Here is a 24,204-nt window from a genome sequence, read left to right as displayed (position 1 = left end):
ATTGCTGATCTTGCCACAAAAACAAAGGGCGCCCGACAATGAAACCGGCCGCCCTGAATCCAATGTCTAGGGGCTACAACTTCAACCCGATATTTTACTGGATTTTCTGACACCATTGGGCAGATTTTAAATCGTATCAAATCGCCCGATATTTCAAGGATTTACGACCGCCTCCCGGGTGTGCACCGGCCGCTTTACCCGGAACCATGCGGCATACAGCGCCGGCAGGAACAACAGCGTGAGCGCCGTGGCGACCAATAATCCACCCATGATCGCGATCGCCATCGGGCCCCAGAACACGGAACGGGACAGCGGGATCATCGCCAGCGCCGCCGCGGCGGCCGTCAGCAGGATCGGCCGGCACCGCCGCACGGCGCTTTCGACGATCGCTTCCCACGCCGGGTGCCCGGCCGCGATGTCCTTTTCGATCTGGTCGACGAGGATCACGGAATTGCGCACCACCATGCCGAACAGCGCGATCACGCCAAGGTTGGCCACGAAGCCGAACGGCGCATTGAACAGCAGCAGCCCCATCGCGGCACCCGCGATACCCAGCGGCCCGGTGAGGAAGACCATCACGGACCGCGAGAAGCTGTGCAGCTGCAGCATCAGCAGGGTGAACACGATGAACAGCACCAGCGGGACGTTCGCCGAGATCGAGTCTTCCGCCGTCGAACTGTTCGCGGCCGCGCCTTCCAGCTTGATCCGGTAGCCAGCCGGCAGCTTCGCGCGCAGCGCGTCCAGTTTCGCATTGACCTGGTCGGACACGGTCGGTCCCTGCACGCCTTCGACGACGTCCGACTGGACCATGATCGCCCACTCGCGCCCGTAGCGCTGCACGACACCCGGCTCCCACACGAATTCGATGCGCGCCAGCTGCGACAGCGGCACGGCCCTGCCGGACGGCGTCGGCACGTTCGTGTTGGCGAGCACGGACATGTTCGAGCGCTCGTCCAGCGGCTGGCGCACGACGATGTCGATCAGTCGGTTGCTTTCCCGGAACTGGCCCACCGTCGTTCCCGACAGGAGGGTCGCGATCGTGCGGCGCACGGTCTGCGACGTGACGCCCAGCGCGCGCATCTTGTCCTGGTCCAGCTCCAGCCGCAGCACTTTCACGGATTCGTTCCAGTTGTCGTTCACGCCCACCGTGTTCGGGTTGGCGATCATGATCTCCTTCACCTGGTCGGCGACCTTGCGCACGACGCCGATGTCCGGCCCCATCACCTGGAACTGCACCGGGTACGGCACCGGCGGCCCGTTCGGCAGCAGTTTGACGCGGCCGCGCACTTCGGGGAAATCCGACTTGAACCTGTCCTCGATCTTGCGCTTGAGGGCATCGCGCTGATGGACGTTCTTCGGCAGCACGACGAATTGCGACACGTTCGACGCCGGGAAGATCTGGTCCAGCGGCAGGTAGAAGCGCGGGCTGCCCGTGCCGATGTACGACGTCACGCTGTCCGTTTCCGGCTGCGCGCGGGCAAAGGCTTCGAATTTCTTCGCCAGCGCCTCGTTGACGGCGAAGCTCGTCCCTTCCGGCGCCCACATCTCGACCATCAGTTCGGGGCGGCTCGAATCGGGGAAGAACTGCTTCTCGATGAACTTGAAGCCGAACACGCCCAGGAAGAACACGGCGAGCGACAGCACGATCGTCGTCTTGCGCCATTCCACGCAGCGGTCGACGAGACGGCGGAAGCGCTGGTACATCGGCGTGTCGAACACGTCGTGGTGCCCGTCGCCGTGAGGTTTTACCCGCAGGAGGATGAAACCGATGTAGGGCGTGAAGGTGACGGCGACGACCCACGACACGAGCAGCGCGATCGCGTTCACGGAAAACATCGAGAACGTGTACTCGCCGGCCGCCGATTTCGCGAGGCCGATCGGCAGGAAGCCCGCCGCCGTGATCAGGGTCCCCGTAAGCATGGGGAACGCGGTCGACGTGTACGCGAACGTGGCCGCGTCGAAGCGCGACATGCCCTCCTCCATCTTCCGCACCATCATCTCCACGGCGATGATGGCGTCGTCCACGAGCAGCCCCAGCGCGATGATCAGCGCACCCAGCGAGATCTTGTGCAGCGAAATGTCGAACACGCGCATGAACAGGAACGTAATCGCCAGTACGAGGGGAATCGTCAGCGCGACGACGAGGCCGGGGCGCACGTCCAGGCGCAGCTTCGGCTTCGTGTGCAGGCCGAGCGCGACGAACGACACGACCAGAACGACGACGACGGCCTCGATCAGGCTGTGCATGAATTCGCTGACGGACGCCGTGACGGCCGCGGGCTGGTTCGACACGCGCTCCAGTTCGATGCCGACGGGGAGCTGGCTGCGGATGCGTTCGACCGTCAGTTCCAGGCCCTTGCCCAGCTCGATGATATTGCCGCCCTTCTCCATCGACACGCCCAGGCCGATCACGTCCTTGCCGTTGAAGCGCATCTTGTCGTGCGGCGGATCCTCGTACGCGCGCTCGACTCTTGCGAAATCGCCGAGGCGGAACGTCGTGTTCCCCGCGCGCAGGCTCAGGTCCTCGAGCTGCTTGACGGTCTTCAGGCCGCCGGTAACGCGCACCTGCAGGTTTTCCAGCGGCGTCACGAGCACGCCGGCCGACTCGATGCCGTTCTGCGTGGCGATCTGGTTTACGATCTGCTCGAACGGGATGCCCAGCTGCGCGAACTTCTGCTGCGAGAACAGGATGTTGACTTTTTCCTGCTGCACGCCGAACTGCTCGACCTTCGACACGAGCGGCACGGCGAGCAGCTGCTGGCGCACGAAATCGGCGTAGTCGCGCATCTCGGCATAGGTAAATCCGTCGCCCGACAGCGCGAAGATGGAGCCGTACGTGTCGCCGAATTCGTCGTTGAAGAACGGCCCGATCACGCCGGGCGGCAGGGTCCCCGCGATGTCGCCGACTTTCTTGCGCACCTGGTACCACACGCCCTGCACCTCCGCCGGCGGCGTGGATTCCTTCAGTTCGATGATGATCGTCGTCTCGCCCGGCTTGGAAAAGCTGCGCAGCTTGTCGATGTGCGGCGTCTCCTGCAGCTTCTGTTCGAGCTTGTCCGCCACCTGCTGGGCCATCTGCACGGACGTGGCGCCGGGCCAGTACGCGGTCATGACCATCACGCGGAAGGTGAACGGCGGATCCTCGTCCTGGCCCAGTTTGCCGTAGCTGATGATGCCGCCGATGAGCAGCGCGGCGATCAGGTAGCGGGTCAGCGGGATGTTTTCCAGCGCCCAGCGCGACAGGTTGAAGCCTCTCATTTCAAAACCTCCTGAGGCCCCCCGACCGGTGAAACCTCCTGAGGGCCCCCGACCGGTGCCCCCGGGCACCGGTCGCTTCCGCCTCCGCATCGCCGCGGCGCGCGACGTCCGCCGTCAGCACCTTCACTTTCTGGCCCGGCTTCAGCAGGTGCACGCCGGCCGTGACGACCGTCTGGCCCGGCTTCACGCCGCCCGCGAGCACCACGTCGTTGCCGGACACGCCACCCACCTGCACGGGCACGAGGTGCACGGCGCCGTTCTCGATCACCCACACCGACGTCGCGCCCTTGTTCTGGTACAGCGCGGACAGCGGCACCTTGATCGCGGCACCCGTGTTCGCATGCGCCAGCTGGACGACCGCCGTCATGCCGAGGCGGATGTCTTCCTGCGCCGGGATCGCCACTTTCACGGTGTACGTGCGCGTGGCGGGATCGGCCACCGGCGCCACTTCGCGGATCTTGCCCGGAATGCCGCGGTCCGGATCCGCCCACAGCCGGACCTTTACTGTGCCCACCTTGCGCAGCTCGTCGACCTGGTCTTCCGGCACGCCGATCACCACTTCCTTCTCGTCCGTCCGCGCCACGCGCACGACCGGGGTGCCGGCCTGCACGACCTGGCCCACTTCCGCATCGATGCCCGTCACGACGCCGTCCGTGTCGGAAACGAGGTTCGCATAACCCGTCTGGTTGGCCTGCTCGCTCGACGCGGCGCGCGCCGCTTCCACGTTCGCCTGCGCCGAGCGCGCGGCCGCCACTTTCTGGTCGAGCACCGCCTGGCTGACGAAGTTCTGGCCGCGCAGGTCCTGGTAGCGCTTCAGGTCCGCGCGCGCCAGCTCGTACGTCGTTTGCGCCGCGCGCAGGTTCGCCTGGGCCTGGGCCTGGCCGAGCCGGAGGTCCTGCGGATCGAGCTGCATCAGCACCTGGCCGCGCTTGACGACCGTGCCCACGTCCACCTTGCGGGCGCTGATCTTGCCCCCGACGCGGAAACCGAGGCGGGATTCGTAACGGGGCCGGACGTCGCCGGAAAACTCCGCCGACGAACCGACCGTGCCCGTCGCGAGCGTGAGGGCACGCACGGGGCGTACGTCTTCGGCGGGGGTGTCGTTACGGGAGCAGCCTGCCAGCGATACGGCGGCCAGGACCAGGGTCAAAGGAACGGCGAACGAAAAAGCACGCATTGTTTTCCTCATGGTGGCCCGGCCGGGACGGCGAGGCACTGTCGTGGATTTAGCCTAGCAATTATAATCATGCCATTATCGCCAGTAAATGACTTTAGAGTCAGCAATCTACCGAGTCGCATGGCCGTCGACCATTACGAAAACTTCCCTGTCGCGTCGATCCTCCTCCCCCGCCGCCTCGTGCCGGCGGTGGAGGCGATCTATGCGTTCGCCCGCAGCGCCGACGACCTCGCCGACGAGGGCGACGCCACCCCGGCCGAACGCCTGGCCGCCCTGCAGGCGTACGAGGCGGCGCTGGACGCCATCGCGGCCGGCAAGCCCCCGGCCGAGCCCATGTTCCAGCGCCTCGCCGCCGTGCTGGCGGAATACAGGCTGCCCCTGCAGCCGCTGCGCGACCTGCTCTCGGCCTTCAAGCAGGACGTCGTCACGACGCGCTACCCGGATTTCCCGCACCTGCTGGATTACTGCCGGCGCTCCGCCGATCCGGTCGGGCGCCTGATGCTGGGGCTGTACGGCGTGGACGACGCGACGAGCCTGCGCGAGTCGGACGCCGTCTGCACGTCGCTCCAGTTGATCAACTTCTGGCAGGACGTCGCCATCGACATCGCCAAGGGCCGCATTTACCTGCCTCTGGACGATCTCGTTCGCTTCGGCGTGACCCAGGACGTCATCGAGGAGGGCCGCATGAACCCCGCCTGGCGCGCGCTGATGCGCTTCGAGGTGGACCGGGCGCGCGCACTGATGCTGGAAGGCGCGCCGCTCGCCACCCGCCTGCCGGGCCGCATCGGCTGGGAGTTGCGCATGGTCGTCCAGGGCGGCCTGCGCATCCTGGAAGCGATCGAACGCGTGGATTACGACGTGTTCCGGCGCCGTCCGCGCCTGAAACGCCTCGACTGGCTCACGGTAGGCTGGCGCGCACTACGTATGTAACGCCTCATCGGCTAAGATAGCGGACTTGCTCCGCGCAATAACAACCTAATTATGTCCCCCGACGAATACTGCCAACAAAAGACCGCGCAAAGCGGCTCCAGCTTCTACTACAGCTTCCTGTTCCTGCCGCCCGAGCGGCGCCGGGCGATCACGGCGCTGTACGCGTTCTGCCGGGAAGTCGACGACACGGTCGACGAAGCCACCGACCAGTCGGTCGCGCGCATCAAGCTGGCATGGTGGCGCAACGAGGTCGCGCAGATGTATTCGGGCACGCCCACGCATCCCGTGATGCTGGCGCTGAAGCCGCACATCCAGCCGTACGACCTGAAACAGGAACACCTGCAGGCCATCATCGACGGCATGGAAATGGACCTCGACCAGTCGCGCTACCTCGACTACCCGAACCTGAAGAAATACTGCTGGCACGTGGCGGGCGTCGTCGGGATCCTGTCGGCCAGCATCTTCGGGGTGACCAATCCGCAGACCTTGAAGTACGCGGAGACGCTGGGCCTCGCGTTCCAGCTCACGAACATCATCCGCGACGTGGGCGAGGATGCGCGCAAGGGCCGCATCTACCTGCCGGTCAACGAACTGCAGCAGTTTGGCGTGACGGCGGCCGACCTGCTGAACGCGCGCCACAGCGAGAAGTTCGAAGCGCTGATGACATTCCAGGCCGCCCGCGCGCAACAGCTGTACGACGACGCGTTCGCGCTGCTGCCGCAGGAAGACCGGCGCGCGCAGCGCCCCGGCCTCATGATGGCCGCCATCTACCGCACGCTGCTCGACGAGATCGAGCGCGACGGCTTCCACGTCCTCACCCAGAAGATCTCCCTGACGCCGCTGCGCAAGCTGTGGCTCGCGTGGAAGACGTATGTCCGCGGCTGAGAAACGGCAGGTCGCGGTCGTCGGCGGCGGCTGGGCGGGATGCGCGGCGGCCGTCGCGCTGCTGGACGCGGGCTGCGGCGTCACCCTGTTCGAAGCCGCGCGCACGCTGGGCGGCCGCGCCCGCGCGATCGAGACGAACGGGCGCCTGCTCGACAACGGTCAGCACATCATGCTGGGCGCCTATGCGGATACGTTGCGCCTGATGCGCCGCGTGGGCGTCGACCCGAAACAGGCGTTGTTGCGGCTGCCGCTGCAGATGCGCTACCCGGCGGGCGGCGACGGCATGGACTTCGTCGCCCCGCGCCTGCCCGCGCCCCTGCACATGCTCGTCGCGCTGCTGCGCGCCCGTGGCCTGGACCGCGCCGACAAGCTGGCCCTCGCCCGCTTCACGACGACCGCGCGCTGGATGGGCTGGCAGTTGCACAACGACTGCAGCGTGGCGGAACTCCTGGTCCGCTACGACCAGACCGAACGCCTGAATCGCCTGATGTGGCGCCCGCTGTGCCTGGCGGCGCTGAACACGCCGCCGGAACGCGCGTCCGCCCAGGTCTTCCTGGCCGTGCTGCGCGACAGCCTTGGCGCAAAGCGCGCCGCGTCCGACATGCTGATTCCGCGCGTGCTGCTCGACGCCCTGTTCCCGCAAGCGGCGCGCCGCTACCTGGAAAGCCGCGGCGCCGCCGTGCACACGGGCCGCCGCATCGATGCGCTGGGCCCCGACGGCGGCACGTGGAGCGTGCACGCGGGCGCCGACGTGCAGACGTTCGACGCCGTCGTGCTGGCGGCCCCGCCGTGGCAGGCGGCGGCACTGCTGCGGCCTCTCGACGGCACCGCCGGCATCGTCTCCCGACTCGATGCGCTGGCCTATGAACCGATCGCCACCGTGTACCTGCAATACGCGGCCGGGGTCCGCCTGCCGCTGCCGTTCTGCGCGCTGGCCGACGCGCCGCATGACAACCGCTGGGGCCAGTTCGTGTTCGACCGCGGCCAGCTCGATCCCGGCCAGGACGGTCTGTTGGCCGTCGTGGTCAGCGGCGCGGATCCGGCCGGAGACATGGGCCAGGATGCGCTGGCGGCAAGCGTGGCCGCCCAACTGGCCGCTGCATTCGCGCAGCCGGGCCTCGCGACGCCGCAGTGGAGCCGCGTGATCACGGAAAAGCGCGCCACGTTCGCGTGTTCCCCCGCGCTGGACCGCCCGGCCAACGCCACGGACTTGCCCGGCCTCGCGCTGGCGGGCGACTACACGGCCTGCGACTATCCGGCCACGCTGGAGGCGGCGGTGCGCAGCGGGGTGGCCGCAGCCAATGTCATCACAGGAGTCGGACGATGAGCGGCCAGAAGCCCGCGGCCTCGAGACCGTCATCCCCGCGCAGGCGGAGGTCCAGGTTCTGCGTCCAGGGCCGACGAAATCGGGTTCCCGCCGGCGCGGGAACGACGCGCCGGGGCAGCCGGTCATCCCGCCTGATCGCACCCTGCCCCGCATTTTCCGCAGCCTGTCGCACCCCGGTGGCGCACGCCGTCCCGGATCCGTACAGTAGCAACATCGAAACGAGTGTTAGCGGAAATGCAAATGAACATCCATCTCGGCGTACGTACCCTTGCCCTGCTGGCCGTCGTGGCGGCCGCGACGATCGCCCTGGTGCACGCGGGCGAGGCCCCCGATCCGGCACTGAACGCCATGCTGTTGCTTGGCCGAAATTAATACCGCCCTGCCAGGAGTAACGATGGGCAAACTGGAATACCTCGAGGCGCTCAAGCGGGCCATGCTGGGCCTGCCACCCGACGTCCAGGCCAGGACACTGGCCTATTACGAGCAGCGCTTCGTCGACGGCGTCGCCGCCGGACGGGGCGAGCCGGACGTGGCGCGCGAGCTCGACGATCCGACGAAGATCGCCATGACCCTGCGCGCGAGCGCCCACCTGAACGCGTTCGCGGAGAAGAAGAACCCGGCGAACGGGTTCGCCGAGAAGACGAACCCGGCCAACGTGCTGCGCGTCGCCATATCCGCCGTCGGCCTGGCCATCTTCAATTTGTTCATGATCGTGCCCGCAATGGTCTACTCGGCGCTGCTGTTCGCCCTGTACGTGTGCGCGCTGACGTTCTACCTGGCCGGCATCGCGACGACGGCGAGCGGCCTGGCCGGCGCCAACGAACTCGTACTGGACTGGCCGAGCCGCTTCGTCACCATCGACGACGACGGGCGCGGGCGCCAGATGCGCATCGAGATCGGCAGCCACGGCATCAACGTCACGCAGGAACGCCCGCAGGTCGCGGACCCGCTGCCGCCCGCCGGCCCGGACGCCGAAAGCGACCGGAGCAGCCGTCTCGAACGCTCGCGCGCCATGCGCAGCGCGGAGGCGCTCGCGGACAGCACGGTGCGCATCAGCACGGAAATGGACGCGGAATCGCGCACGACGCAGACGCTGTTCGGCTTCGGCCTCGTGCTGGGCGGGATCGCGCTGTTCCTGCTGTCCCTCGTGATCACGCGCTATACCTTCATCGGCCTGAAGCGCTACCTCCAGATGAACCGTTCCCTGCTCAAGGGGAGCTGAGCCACCATGCGCGCATTACTTAAAGTGGGCTTCACCCTGCTCCTCATCGCCTTCCTGCTGATCGGCGTCTCGTACAGCATGCTGCGCGCCCACGGTACGAACGGCCCATCGAACCCGGGCGGCCGCCTGCTCACCACCGAGCGCCGCACGCTAGCCCAGCCGGTTGCCAAGGTCGACCTGTCCGGCCCCGTCAACCTCACCCTGCGCCAGGGCCCGACGCCATCGCTGGAAGTGCGGGGCGAGCAGCGCCTGCTGGCCAACATCGACACGACCGTCGACGGCGACATGCTGCACATCGGCCCGCGCGGCATCCTGCTGCGCCACCGGACGCCGATCGAGGTGACGGTCACCCTGCCGTCGCTGGAATCCCTCAGCATCAACGGCAACGGCGAGCACACCGTGAGCGGCTTCGCGGGCGACCATCTCGACGTCGCGCTCGACGGTTCCGGCCGCATGCGCTTCAACGGCCGCTACCGCGAGATCATGGCCGCGATCCACGGCAGCGGAGACATGGAACTGACGGGCGGCACGAGCGACACGGTGGATGCCGCCGTCATCGGCAGCGGCCGCCTCACGCTCGTCGGTTCGACGCGCGCGCTGCACGCGGAGCTGCGCGGGTCCGGCGACCTGGATGCGCGGCACCTGCGCGCCGACGAGGTCGACCTGGCGCAGCAGGGGTCCGGCGACAGCGCCGTGTATGCGCGCAAGCGCCTGCATGCGGACCTGACCGGCAGCGGCGACGCGCGCGTCTTCGGCAATCCGGACGAACGCTCCGTCAGCCGCAACGGCAGCGCGACGGTCAGCTTCGACGACAAGGATTGACGGCTGCCGGCGGCAGCGCGCCCCGGCGATCACGCCGCGCGCTGCCCCAGCGCGATCACCGCCGCGCCGCACAGGGCCAGGGCGACGCCCGCAATATCCGTCCACGTCGGCCGCAGGCCATCGACGAGCCACAGCCATCCGAGCGCCGTGGCGATGTACACCGCACCGTACATCGCGTAGACCCGGCCGGCCGCGGCGGGATGCAGCGTCAGCAACCACACGAACATGACGAGGCTCAGCGCCGCGGGCGCGAGCAGCCAGACGCCGCCCTTGCCCGTCCACCAGAGCAGCGGCAGATAGCAGCCGACCAGTTCCGCGATCGCGGTGGCAAAGTAGAGCCCGAACGTCCGGGCCAGACCCGACCCGGCCATCATGTCCCCAGCGCCGCGCAGGCGCGCGACCCGAGCCACTCCAGCGCCGCGCGTCCGGCCGCGCGCCCGCTGCCGAAGCAGGCCGTCAACAGATAGCCGCCGGTCGGCGCTTCCCAGTCGACCATCTCGCCCGCCGCGAACACGCCCGGCAGGCCGCGCAGCATGGCGCCGTCGAGCGCGCCGAAACGCACGCCGCCCGCGCTGCTGATCGCTTCATCGATCGGGCGCGGACGTTTCAGCACGAGCGGCAACGCCTTCAGCGCCCGCGCCACCTTGACGGGGTCCGCGTAGTCGGCCTTGTCCAGGCACTCGTGCAGCAGCCCCGATTTCACGCCCTTGATGCCGAGACGGCTCTGCAGATGGCTGGACATCGAGCGCGTGCCGCGCGGCCGCGTCACCTCGTCCAGCACGCGCCGCGGGTCGTGGTCGGGCAGCAGGTCCAGCAGCACGGTCGCCTGGCCATCCTGCGCGATGCGGTCGCGGATGCCTGCCGACAGCGCATACACGAGGCTGCCCTCGACGCCGGTCGCGGTGACGACGAACTGGCCCTTGCGGAACGGGCCGCCCGCCAGCGCCAGCGCGACGGTCGTCAGCGGCGCGCCCGCGTGACGCTGCGCGAAGTGTGCCGACCAGTCGGCGTCGAAGCCGCAATTGGCCGGCACGAGGGGCGCCACGTCCACGCCGCGCGCGGCCAGCAACGGCACCCAGGCGCCGTCGGACCCGAGCCGCGCCCAGCTCGCGCCGCCCAGCGCCAGCACGGTCGCGGCGCCCGTCGTCTGCACGGCCGCCTCGCCATCGGGCGTGGCGAACATCAGGGCGCCATCGCGCCAACCCGTCCAGCGGTGGCGCATGTGGAACACGACGCCCGCCTCGCGCAGCCGGTGCAGCCACGCGCGCAGCAGCGGCGCGGCCTTCATGTCGGCCGGGAACACGCGACCGGACGTCCCCACGAACGTGTCGACGCCAAGGCCGTGGATCCATTCGCGCAACTGCACCGGCGGAAACGCGTCCAGCCACGGCTTCACCGCGTCGGCGCGGGCGCCGTAGCGGCCGACGAACGCGTCGTAGGGTTCCGCATGCGTGATGTTCATGCCGCCCTTGCCGGCCAGGAGGAACTTGCGGCCGACGGACGGCATCGCATCGTACAGGTCCACGCGCACGCCGCCCGCGGACAGCACCTCGGCCGCCATCAGGCCGGCGGGGCCGCCGCCGATGACGATGGCGCGATGGGGACGGGTTTCGGTGGGCTCGGACATGGCGGCGACAGGAGACAACGGAGGCGAGCATTGTAGTCGAACGCGGGCCAAAAATGGATGTAAAGGAAGCTTGACATGGCCGCAAACCCGTCCTACGATGTAAAGCATACTTTACATGAGGAGGTGTGTGATGCATGAGAAACGTGTCGGCCGGGCCTACCGCAGCGATCTGTTGACGGCCATCGCCGTGTATGTCGTGCTGCTGCTCGCGTCGATCCGGTACGGCCGGCCGCTGGACGACGGGGTGCTGCGCACTGCCGCCTTGCTGTCGCCGATGATCGGTTTCTGCCTGATGATCCGTGCCATCGCCCGCCACGTGGCCCGCATCGACGAATACCAGCGCATGCGTCTGCTGGAAAGCCTGGCGCTCGCGTTCGGGATCACCGGCGCGGTCACGTTCAGCTACGGCTTCCTCGAGACGGCGGGCTTCCCGAAGCTGTCGATGTTCAGCGTGTGGATGGTGATGGGCGTCAGCTGGGGTGTCGCGAGCACCATCCTGTCGCTGCGCGCCCGCCGGGCCGTCGAATCATGAAGAACGCCATCCGCGACCTGCGCGCGACGCGCGGCTGGAGCCAGGCGCACCTGGCCGAGCTGCTGGACGTCTCGCGCCAGACCGTCATCGCGATCGAGACGGGGCGCTACGACCCGAGCCTGCCGCTGGCCTTCGCGCTCGCGAAACTGTTCGAACAACCGATCGAAACCATCTTCTTCCCCGACCAGGAGACCGCATGAACCTCGTACGCAACCAAGCATTGTTCGCCGCCATCGTCGTCACGCTGTGCATGAGCGCCGGCCACCCGAGCCGCGCCGCCGATGCGGCGCCGGAGACCAACCGCTACGCCGCCACCATCGCGCCGGCCGAGCGCTTCGAAGTGGGCGGCGTGCTGGTCGAACGCCACGGTAAGGCGGGAAACGGCGGCCGCGCGCTGATCCTGATTCCGGGCCTCGCGAGCGGCAGCTGGGTGTGGCAGGACACGATCCGCGCCTTCGCGCCCGACCACGCCGTCTACGTCCTGACCCTGCCCGGCTTCGACGGCCGCCCGCCGGCCGGCCCCGCGCCGTTCGCGGCCGCGCGCGCCGCCGTCGAGGAGCTGATCGCGAGCCGCCGGCTCGACAAGCCGGTCATCGTCGGCCACAGCCTGGGCGGCATCCTCGCGCTGGCGGTCGCCGAGGACAAGCCGTCCGCGGTCGGCGGCATCGTCAGCATCGACGGCCTGCCCGTGATGCCCGGCGCGGAAGACATGACGCCACCGCAGCGCGCGCAATTCGCCGAGCGGATGCGCGCCCAGGTCGGCAACCAGCCGCCGGCGCGGTTCGCGCAACAGCAGCAGGGTTATATGCGCACGATCGGCGTGATGGACATGGCCAAAGCGGATGCGCTGGCCGGGCTGACGGCGCGCAGCGATCCGGCGTCGGTCGGCACGTGGGCCGCCGACGTCGTGACCGTCGACCTGCGCCCCGGCCTCAAGGCGATCCAGGCCCCGGTGCTGACGATCGTGCCCTACCTGGACCTGGACAGCAGCCAGCAAGGCCTCACGCCCGCCGCCAAGGCCGACTACTACCGCGCGCTGATGGAAGGCACGCCGAAACTGCAGGTGGTGACGGTCGCGCCGGCGCGCCACTTCGCGATGTTCGACCAGCCGCACGCGGTCAACGCCGCGATCCGCACCTTCCTCGACACGCTGTAAGTGCGTGCGCCGCCGTCAAGGCCGCGCTGGCATCATGACCGTCATCGATATCGGGGAGACGGCAGGATGGAGATGACATGAGCTGGGACGACGTGTGGGGCACGGTACGCGAGGAATTCACCGACATCGGCGACGGCGCGAGCATCGTGCGCATCGTCGTCCGCCTGCTGGTGGCGGTGGTGCTCGGCGGGGTGCTGGGCTGGGAGCGCGAATCCGTCGGCGCGCCCGCGGGCCTGCGCACGCACATGCTCGTGTCGCTGGGCTCCGCGCTGTTCGTCCTGATCCCGCTGCAGGCCGGCATGAAGATGGAAGACCTGTCGCGCGTGCTGCAGGGCGTCACGGCGGGCATCGGCTTCCTCGGCGCCGGCGCGATCCTCAAGCAGCGCGACCGCAACGACGTGCGCGGTCTCACGACGGCCGCCAGCATCTGGCTGACGGCGGCACTCGGCGTCGCGGCGGGCATGGGCCGCGAAGCGACGGCGCTGCTGTCCACGCTGTTCGCCCTCGTCATCCTCGCCATCCTGCGGCGCTGGTCCAAGACCTGACGGTGTAAAGATTTCCCGGTTTGCCGCCGTCGGGTACAGTGCATGGCGGCGACGCCCGCGCATCCGCACGTCGCCCATCATACAAAAAGCCCAACCGGCCAAGGAGTCCCATGCATCCCGTTCACAAGACCGCCCTCCCCATCCTGCTGCTGCTCGGCGCCGGCGCCCATGCCGCGCCGCCCACGGACGCCACGCTGCCCGCGCGCCAGGCCGACGTCGACGCCATCGTGCGCGAGATCTCGCCGCAGCGCATCCACGCCTACGTCGAAAAACTCGTGAGCTTCGGCACGCGCCACACGATGTCCGAGACCGAATCGAACACGCGCGGCATCGGCGCCGCGCGGCGCTGGATCAAGGCCGAGCTGGAACGCTGCGGCGCCGGCAAGCTGGACGTGCAGTTCCAGAGCCACGTCCACCCCGTCGCCAACCGCATCACGCGCCCGACGGAGATCGTCAACGTGGTGGCCACGCTGCCCGGCACGCAGCCGGCGTCGAAGGACCGCTACTACGTCGTCAGCGGCCATTACGATTCGCGCGTGACCGACGTGATGAACACCACGGCCGACGCGCCGGGCGCGAACGACGACGCCTCGGGCACCGCGGCCGTCATCGAGATGGCGTGCGTGATGTCGCGCCACAAGTTCGACGCGTCGCTCGTATTCATGACCGTCGCGGCGGAAGAGCAAGGCCTGTACGGCTCCGGCGACTACGCGGCGAAGGCGAAAGCGGCCGGCATGAACATCGCGGGCATGCTGAACAACGACATCATCGGCAGCTCGCACGACGAGAACGGCAAGCTGGATAATGCGGAGGTGCGCCTGTTCGCGGAAGGCATCCCGCCGGTGAAGGAGACGACGCCGGCGCTGCGCACCCTGCTCCAGACGGGCGGCGAGAACGACTCGATCACGCGCCAGCTCGCGCGCCACGTCAAGGAGACGGGCGAGCGCTATGTCCCGAACTTCAAGGTGAACATCATCTACCGGCGCGACCGCTACCTGCGCGGCGGCGACCACAGCCCGTTCCTCGACGCCGGCTACGCGGCCGTGCGCTTCACGGAACCGCACGAGGACTTCAACCACCAGCATCAGGACCTGCGCACGGAGAACGGCAAGAAGATCGGCGACCTCGTCGAATACGTCGATCCGGACTACGTGGCCCAGGTCGCGCGCGTGAACGCGGCCTCGCTCGCGTCGCTGGCGCTGGCGCCGGCCGCGCCGCAGGACGTCAAGGTGAAGACGGCGAACCTCGACAACGGCACGGACCTCGTGTGGAAGGCGAACACGGAACCCGACCTGGCCGGCTACCGCATCGTGTGGCGCGACACGACGGCGCCGCTGTGGCAGGGATCGAAGTTCGTCGGCAACGTGACGACGTACCGCGTCGACCTGTCCAAGGACAACCTGCTGTTCGGCGTGCAGGCCGTCGACAAGGACGGCAACGTGAGCCCGGCCACGTATCCGTTCCCCGCACGCTGATCCCCGCTCCATCATGCAGGGCGCATGACACGCCCCGCATGCCCTGTCAAAAAACGCCGGCGGCCGTCTGGCGACGGATGTCACATTCGCGGCGCCGCAGCACGCCGCACTTCAGATCCGGCGCACACCTCCTCGACTCTGCCGCGCGATACCGCGCCCTCGACGGCGCCCTTGTGCAGCCTGTGTTTATGCTGCGCCGCATGGTTTTTCGGCGCAATATTTTCTTGACAAGGCCACTGCTGAGCCTATTCTTATAGGCTACAAAAAATGTAAAAAGCTCGAACGATGTGCGCCCATGGCGGTCGTCAAGAGGCGTCCACGATTCGTAAGGTAGTCCGTAATATCATCTTGGAGGATGTGTATGTCGGTTATCACCCGTAGGACAATGCTGGTTGGAATTGCGGCCAGTCCGCTCTTGTTGCACGCTGCATGGGCCCAGCCCACGAACCTCAAGATTTCCCATCAATTCCCCGGCGGCAGTGTCGCCGAAGGTGATTTCCGCGACCGCCTGTGCCGCATGTTCGCGGCCGAGACGGAGCGCCGGACCAAAGGCAAAGTCAAATTCTCGATCTACCCCCGCTCCACGCTGATGAAGAGCGATGCGCAGATCCCCGCCCTGGCCAAGGGCGCGCTGGACATCTCGCTGGTGCCGCTGTCGTACGCCGGCGCCGACCTCCCGGAAGTGAACATCGGCCTGATGCCCGGCCTCGTCACGTCGTATGAGCAGGGCTATGCCTGGAAGAACGAAGAGATCGGCAACGAATTCAATCGCGTACTGGCCGACAAGGGCCTGATCATGCTGAGCTGGATCTGGCAGGCGGGCGGCATGGCGTCGCGCGGCAAGCCGATCGTCGATCCGGAAGACGCGGCCGGCCTGAAGGTACGCGGCGGCTCGCCAGAAATGGACATGATCCTGAAGGAAGCCGGCGCCACCGTCGTGACGATGCCGTCGAACGACATCAAGGGCGCGATGGAAAAGGGCCAGCTCGACGCGGCCATGACGTCGTCGTCGTCGCTGATCTCGTTCCGCCTCGACGAAGTGAGCAAGTCCGTGACAACCGCGCGCGGCGGCACCTACTGGTTCATGCTGGAGCCGCTGCTGATGTCGCGTACCGCCTTCGAGCGCCTGCCGAAGGACCAGCAGGCCGTGCTGCTGTCGGTGGGCGCCGACCTGGAAGCGTTCGCGCGCAAGTCGGCCCAGCAGGACGATGCGGCCGTGGCCGCGCTGTTCCAGGGTGCCGGCGGGCGCACGGTGGACCTGAACCAGGACTCGCTGCGCAAATGGCAGGAGTTGGCACGCGCGACGGCGTGGCGCGACTACGGGGAGCGCAATGCGAATTGCGCGAAGCTGCTGGCGCTGGCGGAGAAGACGATCGTCTGAAGGGCCTCATAACCTGAAACCGTCGTTCCCGCGAAGGCGGGAACCCAAGTAAAGCGAGCAGTACTGCAAACCATGCGGCACCGCTACGTAATTGGGCCCCCGCCTGCGCGGGGGCGACGCTGATCTGGAGCAGGGTATCACACACCCGCGTGGCTTAGCCGCCCGTAACCGGCGGGAAGAACGCAACTTCCCCGCCTTCAAGCACCGGCGTCCCCGGCTCGCACATCACATGGTTGAACGCCATGCGCAGCGCGCGCTCGTGCGCGAGGGCCTCGGCCCATGTACCGCCGCGGGCGATCAGGAAGTCGCGCACGGCGCCCACGGTCGCCACACCTTCGGGCAGGTCGACCGACTCGCCCGACGTGCCCAGCGCTTCACGCACGCTGGCAAAGAATCGCAGATTGATCTTCATGACATCTCTCAGTACTGCAGCGCCGCGAACGGAATGAAGCGCACGATGTCGCCCTTCGCGATCGCCTGGCCCGGCGGGTTGTCGATCAGGCCGTCGGCCCATACCGTCGACGTCAGCACGCCGGAGCCCTGGTTCGGGAACAGGTCCAGCCCGCCGGCGTCGTTGATGCGGGCGCGCAGGAATTCGTTGCGGCGGTCCGGCTTCGTCCAGTCGAAATCCGCGCGCAGCGGGATCGCCTTCGGTGCGACGCCACCCGTGACGCCCTGCAGGCGCAGCACGAACGGCCGCACGAACAGCAGGAACGTGATGAAGCTCGACACTGGATTGCCCGGGAGGCCCAGGAAGAACGCGGCGCCTGATCCTTCGCGGTTCACTTCGCCGAATGCCAGCGGCTTGCCCGGCTTGACGGCGATCTGCCACATGTTCAGGCGCCCTTCCGCTTCCACGGCCGGCTTGATATGGTCTTCCTCGCCGACCGAGACGCCGCCCGACGTGATGATCAGGTCGTGCTCTGCGGCCGCGGCACGCAACGTGTCGCGCGTGGCCCGCAGCGAATCCGGCACGATGCCGTAGTCGCTGATCTCGCAGCCGAGGTTTTCCAGCAGCCCGCGCAAGGTAAAACGGTTCGAATTGTAGATGGCGCCCGGCGCCAGCGACTCGCCCGGCATCGCCAGCTCGTCGCCCGTGAAGAACACGGCCACGCGCACGCGCCGGCGCACGGGCAGGCGCGCGAGGCCGACGGAACTCGCCAACCCCAGCTCCTGGCTGCGCAGCCGCGTACCTGCCGGCAGGATCACGGAACCGGCGACGATGTCCTCGCCGGCGCGGCGGATCCATTCGCCCGATCGGGGCGCGTGCCTGATCGTGACCTGGTCGCCGCTCGCCTCGCACTGCTCCTGCATCACGACGGCATCCGCACCCTCCGGAATCAGCGCGCCCGTGAAGATGCGCGCCGCGGTGCCCGGCACCAAAGGCTGGCCGACGGTGCCGGCCGGGATGCGCTGGGCGATGCGCAACGTGGCCGACCCGCTGGCGCAATCGGCCGCGCGCACGGCATAGCCATCCATCTGCGTGTTGTCCGCGGACGGCACGTTCAAGCCCGACACCTGGTCGCAAGCGAGCACGCGGCCGTTGGCGGCAAGCGTGTCGACGTCCTCGACGCCGTCGACGGCACGCGCCGCCGCCAGCAGGACGTCCAGCGCCTCCCGCACCGGCATCAGCGGCTTGCGTGCAGGCTGGTTCACTTGTCCAGCCCCGTGTGCGCCGCGATGAACTGCTTCATCTCGGCGACGTTCGGCTGCATGACGACGAAGCGCTGCGGCAGCGACTCGATGTCCTGGAAGCCGGCCGGACGCGCGGCGTCGGTGCCCAGCGCTTCCAGGATCGTCTCGTTGAACTTGGCGGCCAGCGCCGTCTCCAGCACGATCATCGGCACGCCCGGCTCCACGTGTTCACGGGCGACCTTGATGCCGTCGGCCGTGTGCGTGTCGATGGTGATGCCGTAGTCGTCGAACACGTCGCGGATCGTCGCGAGACGGTCTTCGTGCGTCGAGCAGCCCGACTGGAAGCCATAGTTCGCGACCAGCTTGAACTCGTCGCCGTCGCTGCCCGGCGCCCCCGACAGGTCGAAGCCGCCGTGCGTGTCGACCTTGCGGAACAACGCGTGCGTGCGGTCCGCGTCGCGGCCGACGAGGTCGTACACGAAGCGCTCGAAGTTCGACGCCTTCGAGATGTCCATCGACGGGCTCGACGTGTGGTACGTCTCGGACGATTTACGGACGCGGTACACCCCGGTGCGGAAGAATTCGTCCAGCACGTTGTTCTCGTTCGTCGCGACGACCAGCTTCGCGATCGGCAGGCCCATCATGCGCGCGATGTGGCCGGCGCAGATATTGCCGAAGTTGCCCGACGGGACGGTGAACGACACTTTCTGGTCGTTCGACGTCGTCGCGCTCAGGTAACCGCGGAAGTAGTACACGACCTGCGCCACGACGCGGGCCCAGTTGATCGAGTTCACGGTGCCGATCTTCTGGCGGACCTTGAATTCGAGGTCGTTCGACACGGCCTTGACCATGTCCTGGCAATCGTCGAACACGCCTTCGACGGCGATATTGTGGATGTTCGGGTCCTGCAGGCTGAACATCTGGGCGGTCTGGAACGCGCTCATCTTCTTGTGCGGCGACAGCATGAACACGCGGATGCCGCGCTTGCCGCGCATCGCGTACTCGGCCGCGCTGCCCGTGTCGCCGGACGTGGCGCCGAAGATGTTCAGCTCGTCGCCGTTCTTCGCCAGCGCATATTCGAACAGATTGCCCAGCAGCTGCATCGCCATGTCCTTGAAGGCCAGCGTCGGGCCGTTCGACAGGCCTTGCAGGATCAAGGTGCGTTCCGGCGACTGTTCCAGCACGCGCAGCGGCGTGATCTGGCTGGCGGACTCGTCGGCGCGGGCGTTCCTGTAGACCTCGGGGGTGTACGTCTTGGCCGTGAGGGCCTTCAGGTCGGCGTCCGGAATATCGGTCGCGAACTTGCGCAGGATCTCGTACGCGAGTTCCGCGTAGGACAGCTTGCGCCAGGCGTCGAGCTCGGCGCCGGTCACCTGCGGATACTGTTCGGGCAGATACAGCCCGCCGTCCGGCGCCAGGCCGCCCAGCAGGATGTCGGAAAATTGTTGGGGATTACGTGCTGCGGACGCGCTCGTTGCGCGGGTGGACACATATTGCATACGGTAGAAAAGATCGGGGTTGGCTGGCGTTGGACAATTATTATAGTCCGGACGGGCAATATTGTCTTTTTACCGAATATTGTTTTGTTATTTCGGCCGATGATGGTGCGGTGCGGCGTGGTGGGCACGGGGTGCCCACCCTACGACGGGCGAACGACACCGACGTCGAATAATCAGCAGGCGGCGTGATTCACCGTCACCACGTGGATCGCCAGGCCGCCCAGCGACGTTTCCTTGTACTTCGCCTGCATGTCGAATCCGGTCTGGCGCATCGTCTCGATGACGTCGTCCAGGCTGACGAAGTGCGTGCCGTCGCCCTTCATCGCCAGCGACGCCGCCGTGATCGCCTTGATCGCGCCCATGCCGTTGCGTTCGATGCACGGGATCTGGACGAGGCCGCCGATCGGGTCGCAGGTCATGCCCAGATGGTGTTCGATGCCGATCTCGGCCGCGTTTTCGATCTGGCCGTTGGTGCCGCCCAGCGCGGCGACGAGCCCCGCCGCCGCCATCGCGCACGCGACGCCGACCTCGCCCTGGCAACCGATCTCCGCGCCGGAGATGGAGGCGTTCTTCTTGCACAGCATGCCGATCGCGGCCGCCGTCAGCAGGAAGTCGTGGATGCCGCGGCGCGCATCGGTCGGACGGCAATCTTCGGCGTAGTAGCGCAACACGGCCGGGATGATGCCGGCCGCGCCGTTCGTCGGCGCCGTCACCACGCGGCCGCCGGCCGCGTTCTCTTCGTTGACGGCCATCGCGTACAGGCTGACCTGGTTGACGGCGTCGTGCGGCAGGTGGTTCGTCGCGTTGCGCGCCGCCTGCTCCTGGCGCCACAGCTTCGCCGCGCGGCGCTTGACGTTCAGCCCGCCCGGCAGTTCCCCTTCCGTGACGAGGCCGTGCTCGATGCAGCTGCGCATCACTGCCCAGATGCGGTCCAGGCCGGCATCGAGCGCGTCGTTGGTCATGCGCGCGCACTCGTTCGCGCGCAGCATGGCCGGGATCGTCAGGCCGTCGCGCTCGCCCTGCGCCAGCAGCTCGCGCATCGTCGAGAACGGGAACGGCACCGCGACCGTCTCGCGCGCCGCCTGCGTTTCGCCCGGGGCCGTGATGAAGCCGCCACCGACCGAATAATAGATGCGCTCGATGACGCTGCCGTCGGCCAGCTTCAGCACGAAGCGCATGCCGTTCGGGTGGTCCGGCAGCGTGGACTGCTTGTGCCACACGAGCCCCGTGCCGCGGGTGAACGGCACGGATTTGGTGCCGAGCAGGTTCAGCACGCCGTCCAGTTCCGCTTCCGCGAGCTTGTCCTCGACGGTGTCCGGGTCGACGTCCTGCGGCGTCTCGCCCATCAGGCCGAGGATGACGGCCTTGTCGGTCGCGTGGCCGACGCCCGTCAGCGCCAGCGAGCCGTACAGGTGTGCTTCCACGCCCACGACATCGATGAGCGGGCCGCATTCGACGAGGAAGCGGCGCGCGGCCACCATCGGGCCGACGGTGTGCGAGCTGGATGGGCCGATGCCGATCTTGAACAGGTCAAATACGCTCATGTCCATGAGCTGTCTCCTTGTTGTGTAGCGGGCTGTTGGAACGTCTCGTGGACGCCGCCCTCAAAAAGCGTCATTCCCGCGGCAGCGGGAATCCATACTGAATCGGCAATGCCAGCTCAGCTCGGATTCCCGCCTTCGCGGGAATGACGGTGCATATGTTGTCCACTTATGGTGAATCCACACATGCGCATAGTGTACTCAAGCCGCCTTGCTCAACCCGACATCGACGTTGGCCAGCATGTCCTCGACCATCTCGTCGACCTTGACGCGCGCCTTCCAGCCCCAGTCCGCGGTCGCGCGGCTGTCGTCGAGGCTCTTCGGCCAGGAATCGGCGATCTGCTGGCGGCTGTCCGGCTGGTACGCGATGCGGAACGCCGGCAGTTTTTTCTGGATCGCGGCGGCCAGCTCGCGCGGGCTGAACGACACGCCGGCCACGTTGTACGAGGAACGGATGACGACCTGCTCCGCGGGGGCCTCCATCAGCTCGATGGTGGCGCGGATCGCGTCCGGCATGTAGATCATCGGCAGCGTCGTTTCCGGGCCGAGGAAGCATTCGTACGTCTCGCCGCGCAGGGCCGCGTGGAAGATGGCGATCGCGTAGTCCGTCGTGCCGCCGCCCGGGGGCGACTTGTAGCTGATGATGCCGGGGTAGCGGATGCTGCGCACGTCCACGCCATACTTCGCGTGGTAGTACTCGCACAGGCGCTCGCCGGCCAGCTTGCTGATGCCGTAGATCGACGTCGGATCCATGATCGTGGTCTGCGGCGTGGCTTCCGCCGGCGTATTCGGGCCGAACGCGGCGATCGACGACGGCCAGAACACCTTCAGCGGCTTGCCGGCGTCGCCCCGCTCGCGCGCGATCTCGAGGATGTTCAGCAGGCCGTCCATGTTCAGCGTCCACGCCTTCAACGGCGCCTTTTCGCCCGTGGCCGACAGCAGCGCCGCCAGCTGGTAGACCTGCGTGATGTCTTCGGCGGCGATCAGGCGGGCCACCCCGTCCTTGTCGAGCACGTCGACGCGGACGTAGCGCGCGGCGCCGTAGACGTTGTCCGTGCCGATGTCCGCTGCGATCACGTTGGCCGCGCCGTGCTGCTGCGCGAGGGCGGTTACCAGTTCACTGCCGATCTGGCCGTTGGCGCCGATGACGAGGATGCGTTCCATGCTTGTTTTCCTTGCTCTTTTTGCGGCTTCGTGAGCCTGTTCCCGGCGCTTCGCTTCGTGGGCGGCGCATCCGGTCGATCGATGTTCCAGCGGCCGCGGTCAGGCGGCCTTGATGATGCCCAGTTCGCGGCCGGCATGCTCGAAGGCGCCCAGCACCTTGTCGAGCTGTTCGCGGGTATGCGCGGCCGACAGCTGCACGCGCACGCGCGCCTGCCCCATCGGCACCACCGGGTAGAAGAAGCCCGACAGCAGCACGCCCAGTTCGAACATGCGGGCAGCGAATTTCTGCGCGACGGGCGCGTCGAACAGCATCACCGGCACCACCGGGTGCGTGCCCGGCTTGATGGTGAAGCCGATGCGCTCGATCTCGCGGCGGAAATAGGCCGTGTTCTCGTGCAGGCGGTCGCGCAGTTCGGTCGACTTGCCGATGCGGTCCAGCACCGCGAGCGACGCGCCCGCGATCATCGGCGCCAGCGTGTTCGAGAACAGGTACGGACGCGATTTCTGGCGCAAGGTCTCGATGACTTCCTTGCGGCCGGAGGTAAAACCGCCCATCGCGCCGCCCAGCGCCTTGCCGAGGGTGCCCGTGATGATGTCGATCCTGCCGATCACGCCGCAGTGCTCGTGCGTGCCGCGGCCCGTCTTGCCCATGAAGCCGGACGCATGCGACTCGTCGATCATCGTCAGCGCGCCATATTTCTCGGCCAGCGCCACGATCCTGTCGAGCTGCGCGATCGTGCCGTCCATCGAGAACACGCCGTCCGTGACGATGATCTTGTGGCGCCTGCCGGCTTCCGTCGCGGCCTGCAGCTGCTTTTCCAGGTCGGCCATGTCGTTGTTGGCATAGCGGTAGCGCGCGGCCTTGCACAGCCGGATGCCGTCGATGATCGACGCGTGGTTCAGCGCATCCGAGATGATCGCGTCGTTCTCGTCGAACAGCGGCTCGAACACGCCGCCGTTGGCGTCGAACGCGGCGGCGTACAGGATCGTGTCTTCCGTGCCGAGGAAGTCCGACAGCTTCTTCTCGAGTTCCTTGTGCACCGTCTGCGTGCCGCAGATGAAACGCACGGACGACAGGCCGTAACCGTATTTCTGCAGCGCCGCTTCGGCGGCCTTCTGCGTCTCGACGTCGCCCGACAGGCCGAGGTAGTTGTTGGCGCACATATTGATCAGCGTGCGGCCATCGTCCGCGACCACTTCGGCGCCCTGGCGCGAGGCAAGCACGCGCTCGGGCTTGAACAGGCCCTCGGTCTTGAGCGTGTCGAGTTTCTGCTGGAGGCCGCTATAGAATGCTTGATCGCTCATGTTTCCTCGTCCTTGTCGGTTGGCGAATGGTATAGTGTGGATTCGTTCGATGTATGGAACTTGTTCTGTATTTCGAACAGAAATTCAATATATTGAATATTACTCCCGGCCATTGAACTTGGCAAGCAAGCTCCATGAACAACAATACCAGCGCTCCGCCCGAAGTCGGCGCCACCCTGCAGCGGCTGCGCCTCGCACGCGGCCTGACCCTGGAAGACCTGTCGCGCATCGCCGGCGTCTCCAAATCGATGCTGTCGCAGATCGAACGCGAAAAGGCCAACCCCACCATCGCCATCACGTGGCGCCTGGCCAATGCGCTCGGCGTGCAGATCGGCGAATTACTCTCCTCCGAAGTGCGCGCGGTCGACCTGATCCGTGTCGTCGACGCCCACGAAATCCCCACCTTGCCCGGCAGCCACGCGGGCTACTCCCTGCGCATCCTGGGACCGATGGACCTTGCCGGCAAGTATGAATGGTATGAATTGACCTTGCAGCCGGGCGGCGAACTGGCGTCGCAGGCCCATGATCCTGGTACCAACGAGCACTTGACCGTGGTAACTGGGACGGTGGAATTGGAGGTCGGGGCCGAGAAGCGAAAAATCAAGCATGGCGCGACGGCGCGTTATCCGGCCGACCAGAATCATGCCATCCGGAATGCCGGCAAGACGGAGGCGAAGGCATTGCTGGTGGTCGTACACCGCTAGCTGGGCGGCACTTCCGTTT

At 67.2% G+C, this 24,204-nt stretch carries 23 protein-coding genes; 13 read left to right on the top strand and 10 right to left on the bottom strand.

Features of this window, described 5'->3' with window-relative positions; all coding sequences use genetic code 11:
* Positions 1-153: 153 nt before the first annotated feature.
* A complete protein-coding gene (locus tag ACEN98_RS30460) occupies positions 154-3,258 on the bottom strand; it encodes an efflux RND transporter permease subunit (protein ID WP_413388541.1) in 3,105 nt (1,034 codons plus the stop codon).
* A 1-nt stretch (position 3,259) separates the two neighbouring features.
* Positions 3,260-4,435 (bottom strand): efflux RND transporter periplasmic adaptor subunit, encoded by a 1,176-nt coding sequence (locus tag ACEN98_RS30455; protein WP_413388540.1) that lies wholly within the window; start codon positions 4,433-4,435, stop codon positions 3,260-3,262.
* A gap of 120 nt (positions 4,436-4,555) precedes the next feature.
* On the opposite strand from ACEN98_RS30455, the gene hpnC reads away from it, so the two are divergent.
* The 6 genes from hpnC (at position 4,556) to ACEN98_RS30425 (ending at position 9,621) form a co-directional block, all read left to right on the top strand.
* Positions 4,556-5,365: a squalene synthase HpnC gene (gene hpnC, locus ACEN98_RS30450; protein WP_413339140.1), complete on the top strand. Its 810-nt coding sequence runs from the start codon at positions 4,556-4,558 to the stop codon at positions 5,363-5,365.
* A 51-nt stretch (positions 5,366-5,416) separates the two neighbouring features.
* Complete coding sequence (gene hpnD, locus ACEN98_RS30445) at positions 5,417-6,250, top strand: presqualene diphosphate synthase HpnD (protein ID WP_413339138.1); 834 nt, start codon at positions 5,417-5,419, stop codon at positions 6,248-6,250.
* Positions 6,237-7,577, top strand: coding sequence for a hydroxysqualene dehydroxylase HpnE (gene hpnE, locus ACEN98_RS30440; protein WP_413388539.1), 1,341 nt, complete (start codon positions 6,237-6,239; stop codon positions 7,575-7,577). The genes hpnD and hpnE overlap by 14 nt, the downstream gene beginning before the upstream one ends.
* 240 nt (positions 7,578-7,817) lie before the next feature.
* On the top strand, positions 7,818-7,949 hold the full coding sequence (locus ACEN98_RS30435) for a hypothetical protein (RefSeq protein ID WP_413388538.1): 132 nt from the start codon (positions 7,818-7,820) through the stop codon (positions 7,947-7,949).
* Positions 7,950-7,971: 22 nt separating this feature from the next.
* A complete protein-coding gene (locus ACEN98_RS30430; RefSeq protein WP_413388537.1) occupies positions 7,972-8,799 on the top strand; it encodes a DUF1700 domain-containing protein in 828 nt (275 codons plus the stop codon).
* Between the two features lie 6 nt (positions 8,800-8,805).
* Complete coding sequence (locus ACEN98_RS30425) at positions 8,806-9,621, top strand: head GIN domain-containing protein (protein WP_413388536.1); 816 nt, start codon at positions 8,806-8,808, stop codon at positions 9,619-9,621.
* A 29-nt stretch (positions 9,622-9,650) separates the two neighbouring features.
* Here the strand turns inward: ACEN98_RS30425 and ACEN98_RS30420 are convergent, their stop codons facing one another.
* Entirely contained in the window at positions 9,651-9,995 is a 345-nt protein-coding gene (locus ACEN98_RS30420; RefSeq protein ID WP_413388535.1) for a YnfA family protein, read from the bottom strand.
* Positions 9,992-11,248, bottom strand: coding sequence for a TIGR03862 family flavoprotein (locus ACEN98_RS30415; RefSeq protein WP_413388534.1), 1,257 nt, complete (start codon positions 11,246-11,248; stop codon positions 9,992-9,994). The genes ACEN98_RS30420 and ACEN98_RS30415 overlap by 4 nt, the downstream gene beginning before the upstream one ends.
* Positions 11,249-11,378: 130 nt before the next feature.
* Here ACEN98_RS30415 and ACEN98_RS30410 point away from each other — a divergent pair, with 130 nt between their 5' ends.
* The 6 genes from ACEN98_RS30410 (at position 11,379) to dctP (ending at position 16,337) form a co-directional block, all read left to right on the top strand.
* Positions 11,379-11,780 (top strand): hypothetical protein, encoded by a 402-nt coding sequence (locus ACEN98_RS30410; protein ID WP_413346030.1) that lies wholly within the window; start codon positions 11,379-11,381, stop codon positions 11,778-11,780.
* Entirely contained in the window at positions 11,777-11,980 is a 204-nt protein-coding gene (locus ACEN98_RS30405) for a helix-turn-helix transcriptional regulator (protein ID WP_413388533.1), read from the top strand. The genes ACEN98_RS30410 and ACEN98_RS30405 overlap by 4 nt, the downstream gene beginning before the upstream one ends.
* A complete protein-coding gene (locus tag ACEN98_RS30400) occupies positions 11,977-12,936 on the top strand; it encodes an alpha/beta fold hydrolase (RefSeq protein WP_413388532.1) in 960 nt (319 codons plus the stop codon). Before ACEN98_RS30405 ends, ACEN98_RS30400 begins: the two co-directional genes overlap by 4 nt.
* Before the next feature lie 77 nt (positions 12,937-13,013).
* Positions 13,014-13,481 carry an MgtC/SapB family protein gene (locus ACEN98_RS30395; protein WP_056129476.1) on the top strand — a complete coding sequence of 156 codons (468 nt, stop codon included), beginning with the start codon at positions 13,014-13,016 and terminating at the stop codon, positions 13,479-13,481.
* 110 nt (positions 13,482-13,591) lie between these two features.
* The gene (locus tag ACEN98_RS30390; RefSeq protein WP_413388531.1) at positions 13,592-14,956 is read left to right on the top strand and encodes a M28 family peptidase; all 1,365 of its coding nucleotides are present in this window, start codon (positions 13,592-13,594) and stop codon (positions 14,954-14,956) included.
* Between the two features lie 361 nt (positions 14,957-15,317).
* Positions 15,318-16,337 carry a TRAP transporter substrate-binding protein DctP gene (dctP, locus tag ACEN98_RS30385; RefSeq protein ID WP_413388530.1) on the top strand — a complete coding sequence of 340 codons (1,020 nt, stop codon included), beginning with the start codon at positions 15,318-15,320 and terminating at the stop codon, positions 16,335-16,337.
* A 154-nt stretch (positions 16,338-16,491) separates the two neighbouring features.
* Here dctP and moaD read toward each other — a convergent pair whose 3' ends face one another.
* From moaD to ACEN98_RS30355, 6 genes are all read right to left on the bottom strand, one after another.
* Entirely contained in the window at positions 16,492-16,749 is a 258-nt protein-coding gene (gene moaD / locus ACEN98_RS30380) for a molybdopterin converting factor subunit 1 (protein ID WP_413388529.1), read from the bottom strand.
* 8 nt (positions 16,750-16,757) lie between these two features.
* Positions 16,758-17,966: a gephyrin-like molybdotransferase Glp gene (glp, locus tag ACEN98_RS30375; RefSeq protein WP_413389114.1), complete on the bottom strand. Its 1,209-nt coding sequence runs from the start codon at positions 17,964-17,966 to the stop codon at positions 16,758-16,760.
* Between the two features lie 23 nt (positions 17,967-17,989).
* On the bottom strand, positions 17,990-19,471 hold the full coding sequence (gene thrC / locus ACEN98_RS30370; RefSeq protein ID WP_413388528.1) for a threonine synthase: 1,482 nt from the start codon (positions 19,469-19,471) through the stop codon (positions 17,990-17,992).
* Between the two features lie 173 nt (positions 19,472-19,644).
* Positions 19,645-21,021 (bottom strand): L-serine ammonia-lyase, encoded by a 1,377-nt coding sequence (locus ACEN98_RS30365; RefSeq protein WP_413388527.1) that lies wholly within the window; start codon positions 21,019-21,021, stop codon positions 19,645-19,647.
* Positions 21,022-21,213: 192 nt separating this feature from the next.
* Positions 21,214-22,176: an NAD-dependent epimerase/dehydratase family protein gene (locus ACEN98_RS30360; protein WP_413388526.1), complete on the bottom strand. Its 963-nt coding sequence runs from the start codon at positions 22,174-22,176 to the stop codon at positions 21,214-21,216.
* A 99-nt stretch (positions 22,177-22,275) separates the two neighbouring features.
* Positions 22,276-23,481, bottom strand: coding sequence for a glycine C-acetyltransferase (locus tag ACEN98_RS30355; RefSeq protein WP_413388525.1), 1,206 nt, complete (start codon positions 23,479-23,481; stop codon positions 22,276-22,278).
* A 134-nt stretch (positions 23,482-23,615) separates the two neighbouring features.
* Here ACEN98_RS30355 and ACEN98_RS30350 point away from each other — a divergent pair, with 134 nt between their 5' ends.
* The gene (locus ACEN98_RS30350) at positions 23,616-24,185 is read left to right on the top strand and encodes a helix-turn-helix domain-containing protein (RefSeq protein ID WP_056129496.1); all 570 of its coding nucleotides are present in this window, start codon (positions 23,616-23,618) and stop codon (positions 24,183-24,185) included.
* Positions 24,186-24,204 lie beyond the last annotated feature (19 nt).

The organism is Massilia sp. CT11-137 (genome assembly GCF_047302885.1).
Classification (GTDB): domain Bacteria; phylum Pseudomonadota; class Gammaproteobacteria; order Burkholderiales; family Burkholderiaceae_D; genus Telluria; species Telluria orientalis.
The sequence above is the reverse complement of the archived record's forward strand: the minus strand, read 5'-3'. Positions and strand labels throughout refer to the sequence as shown.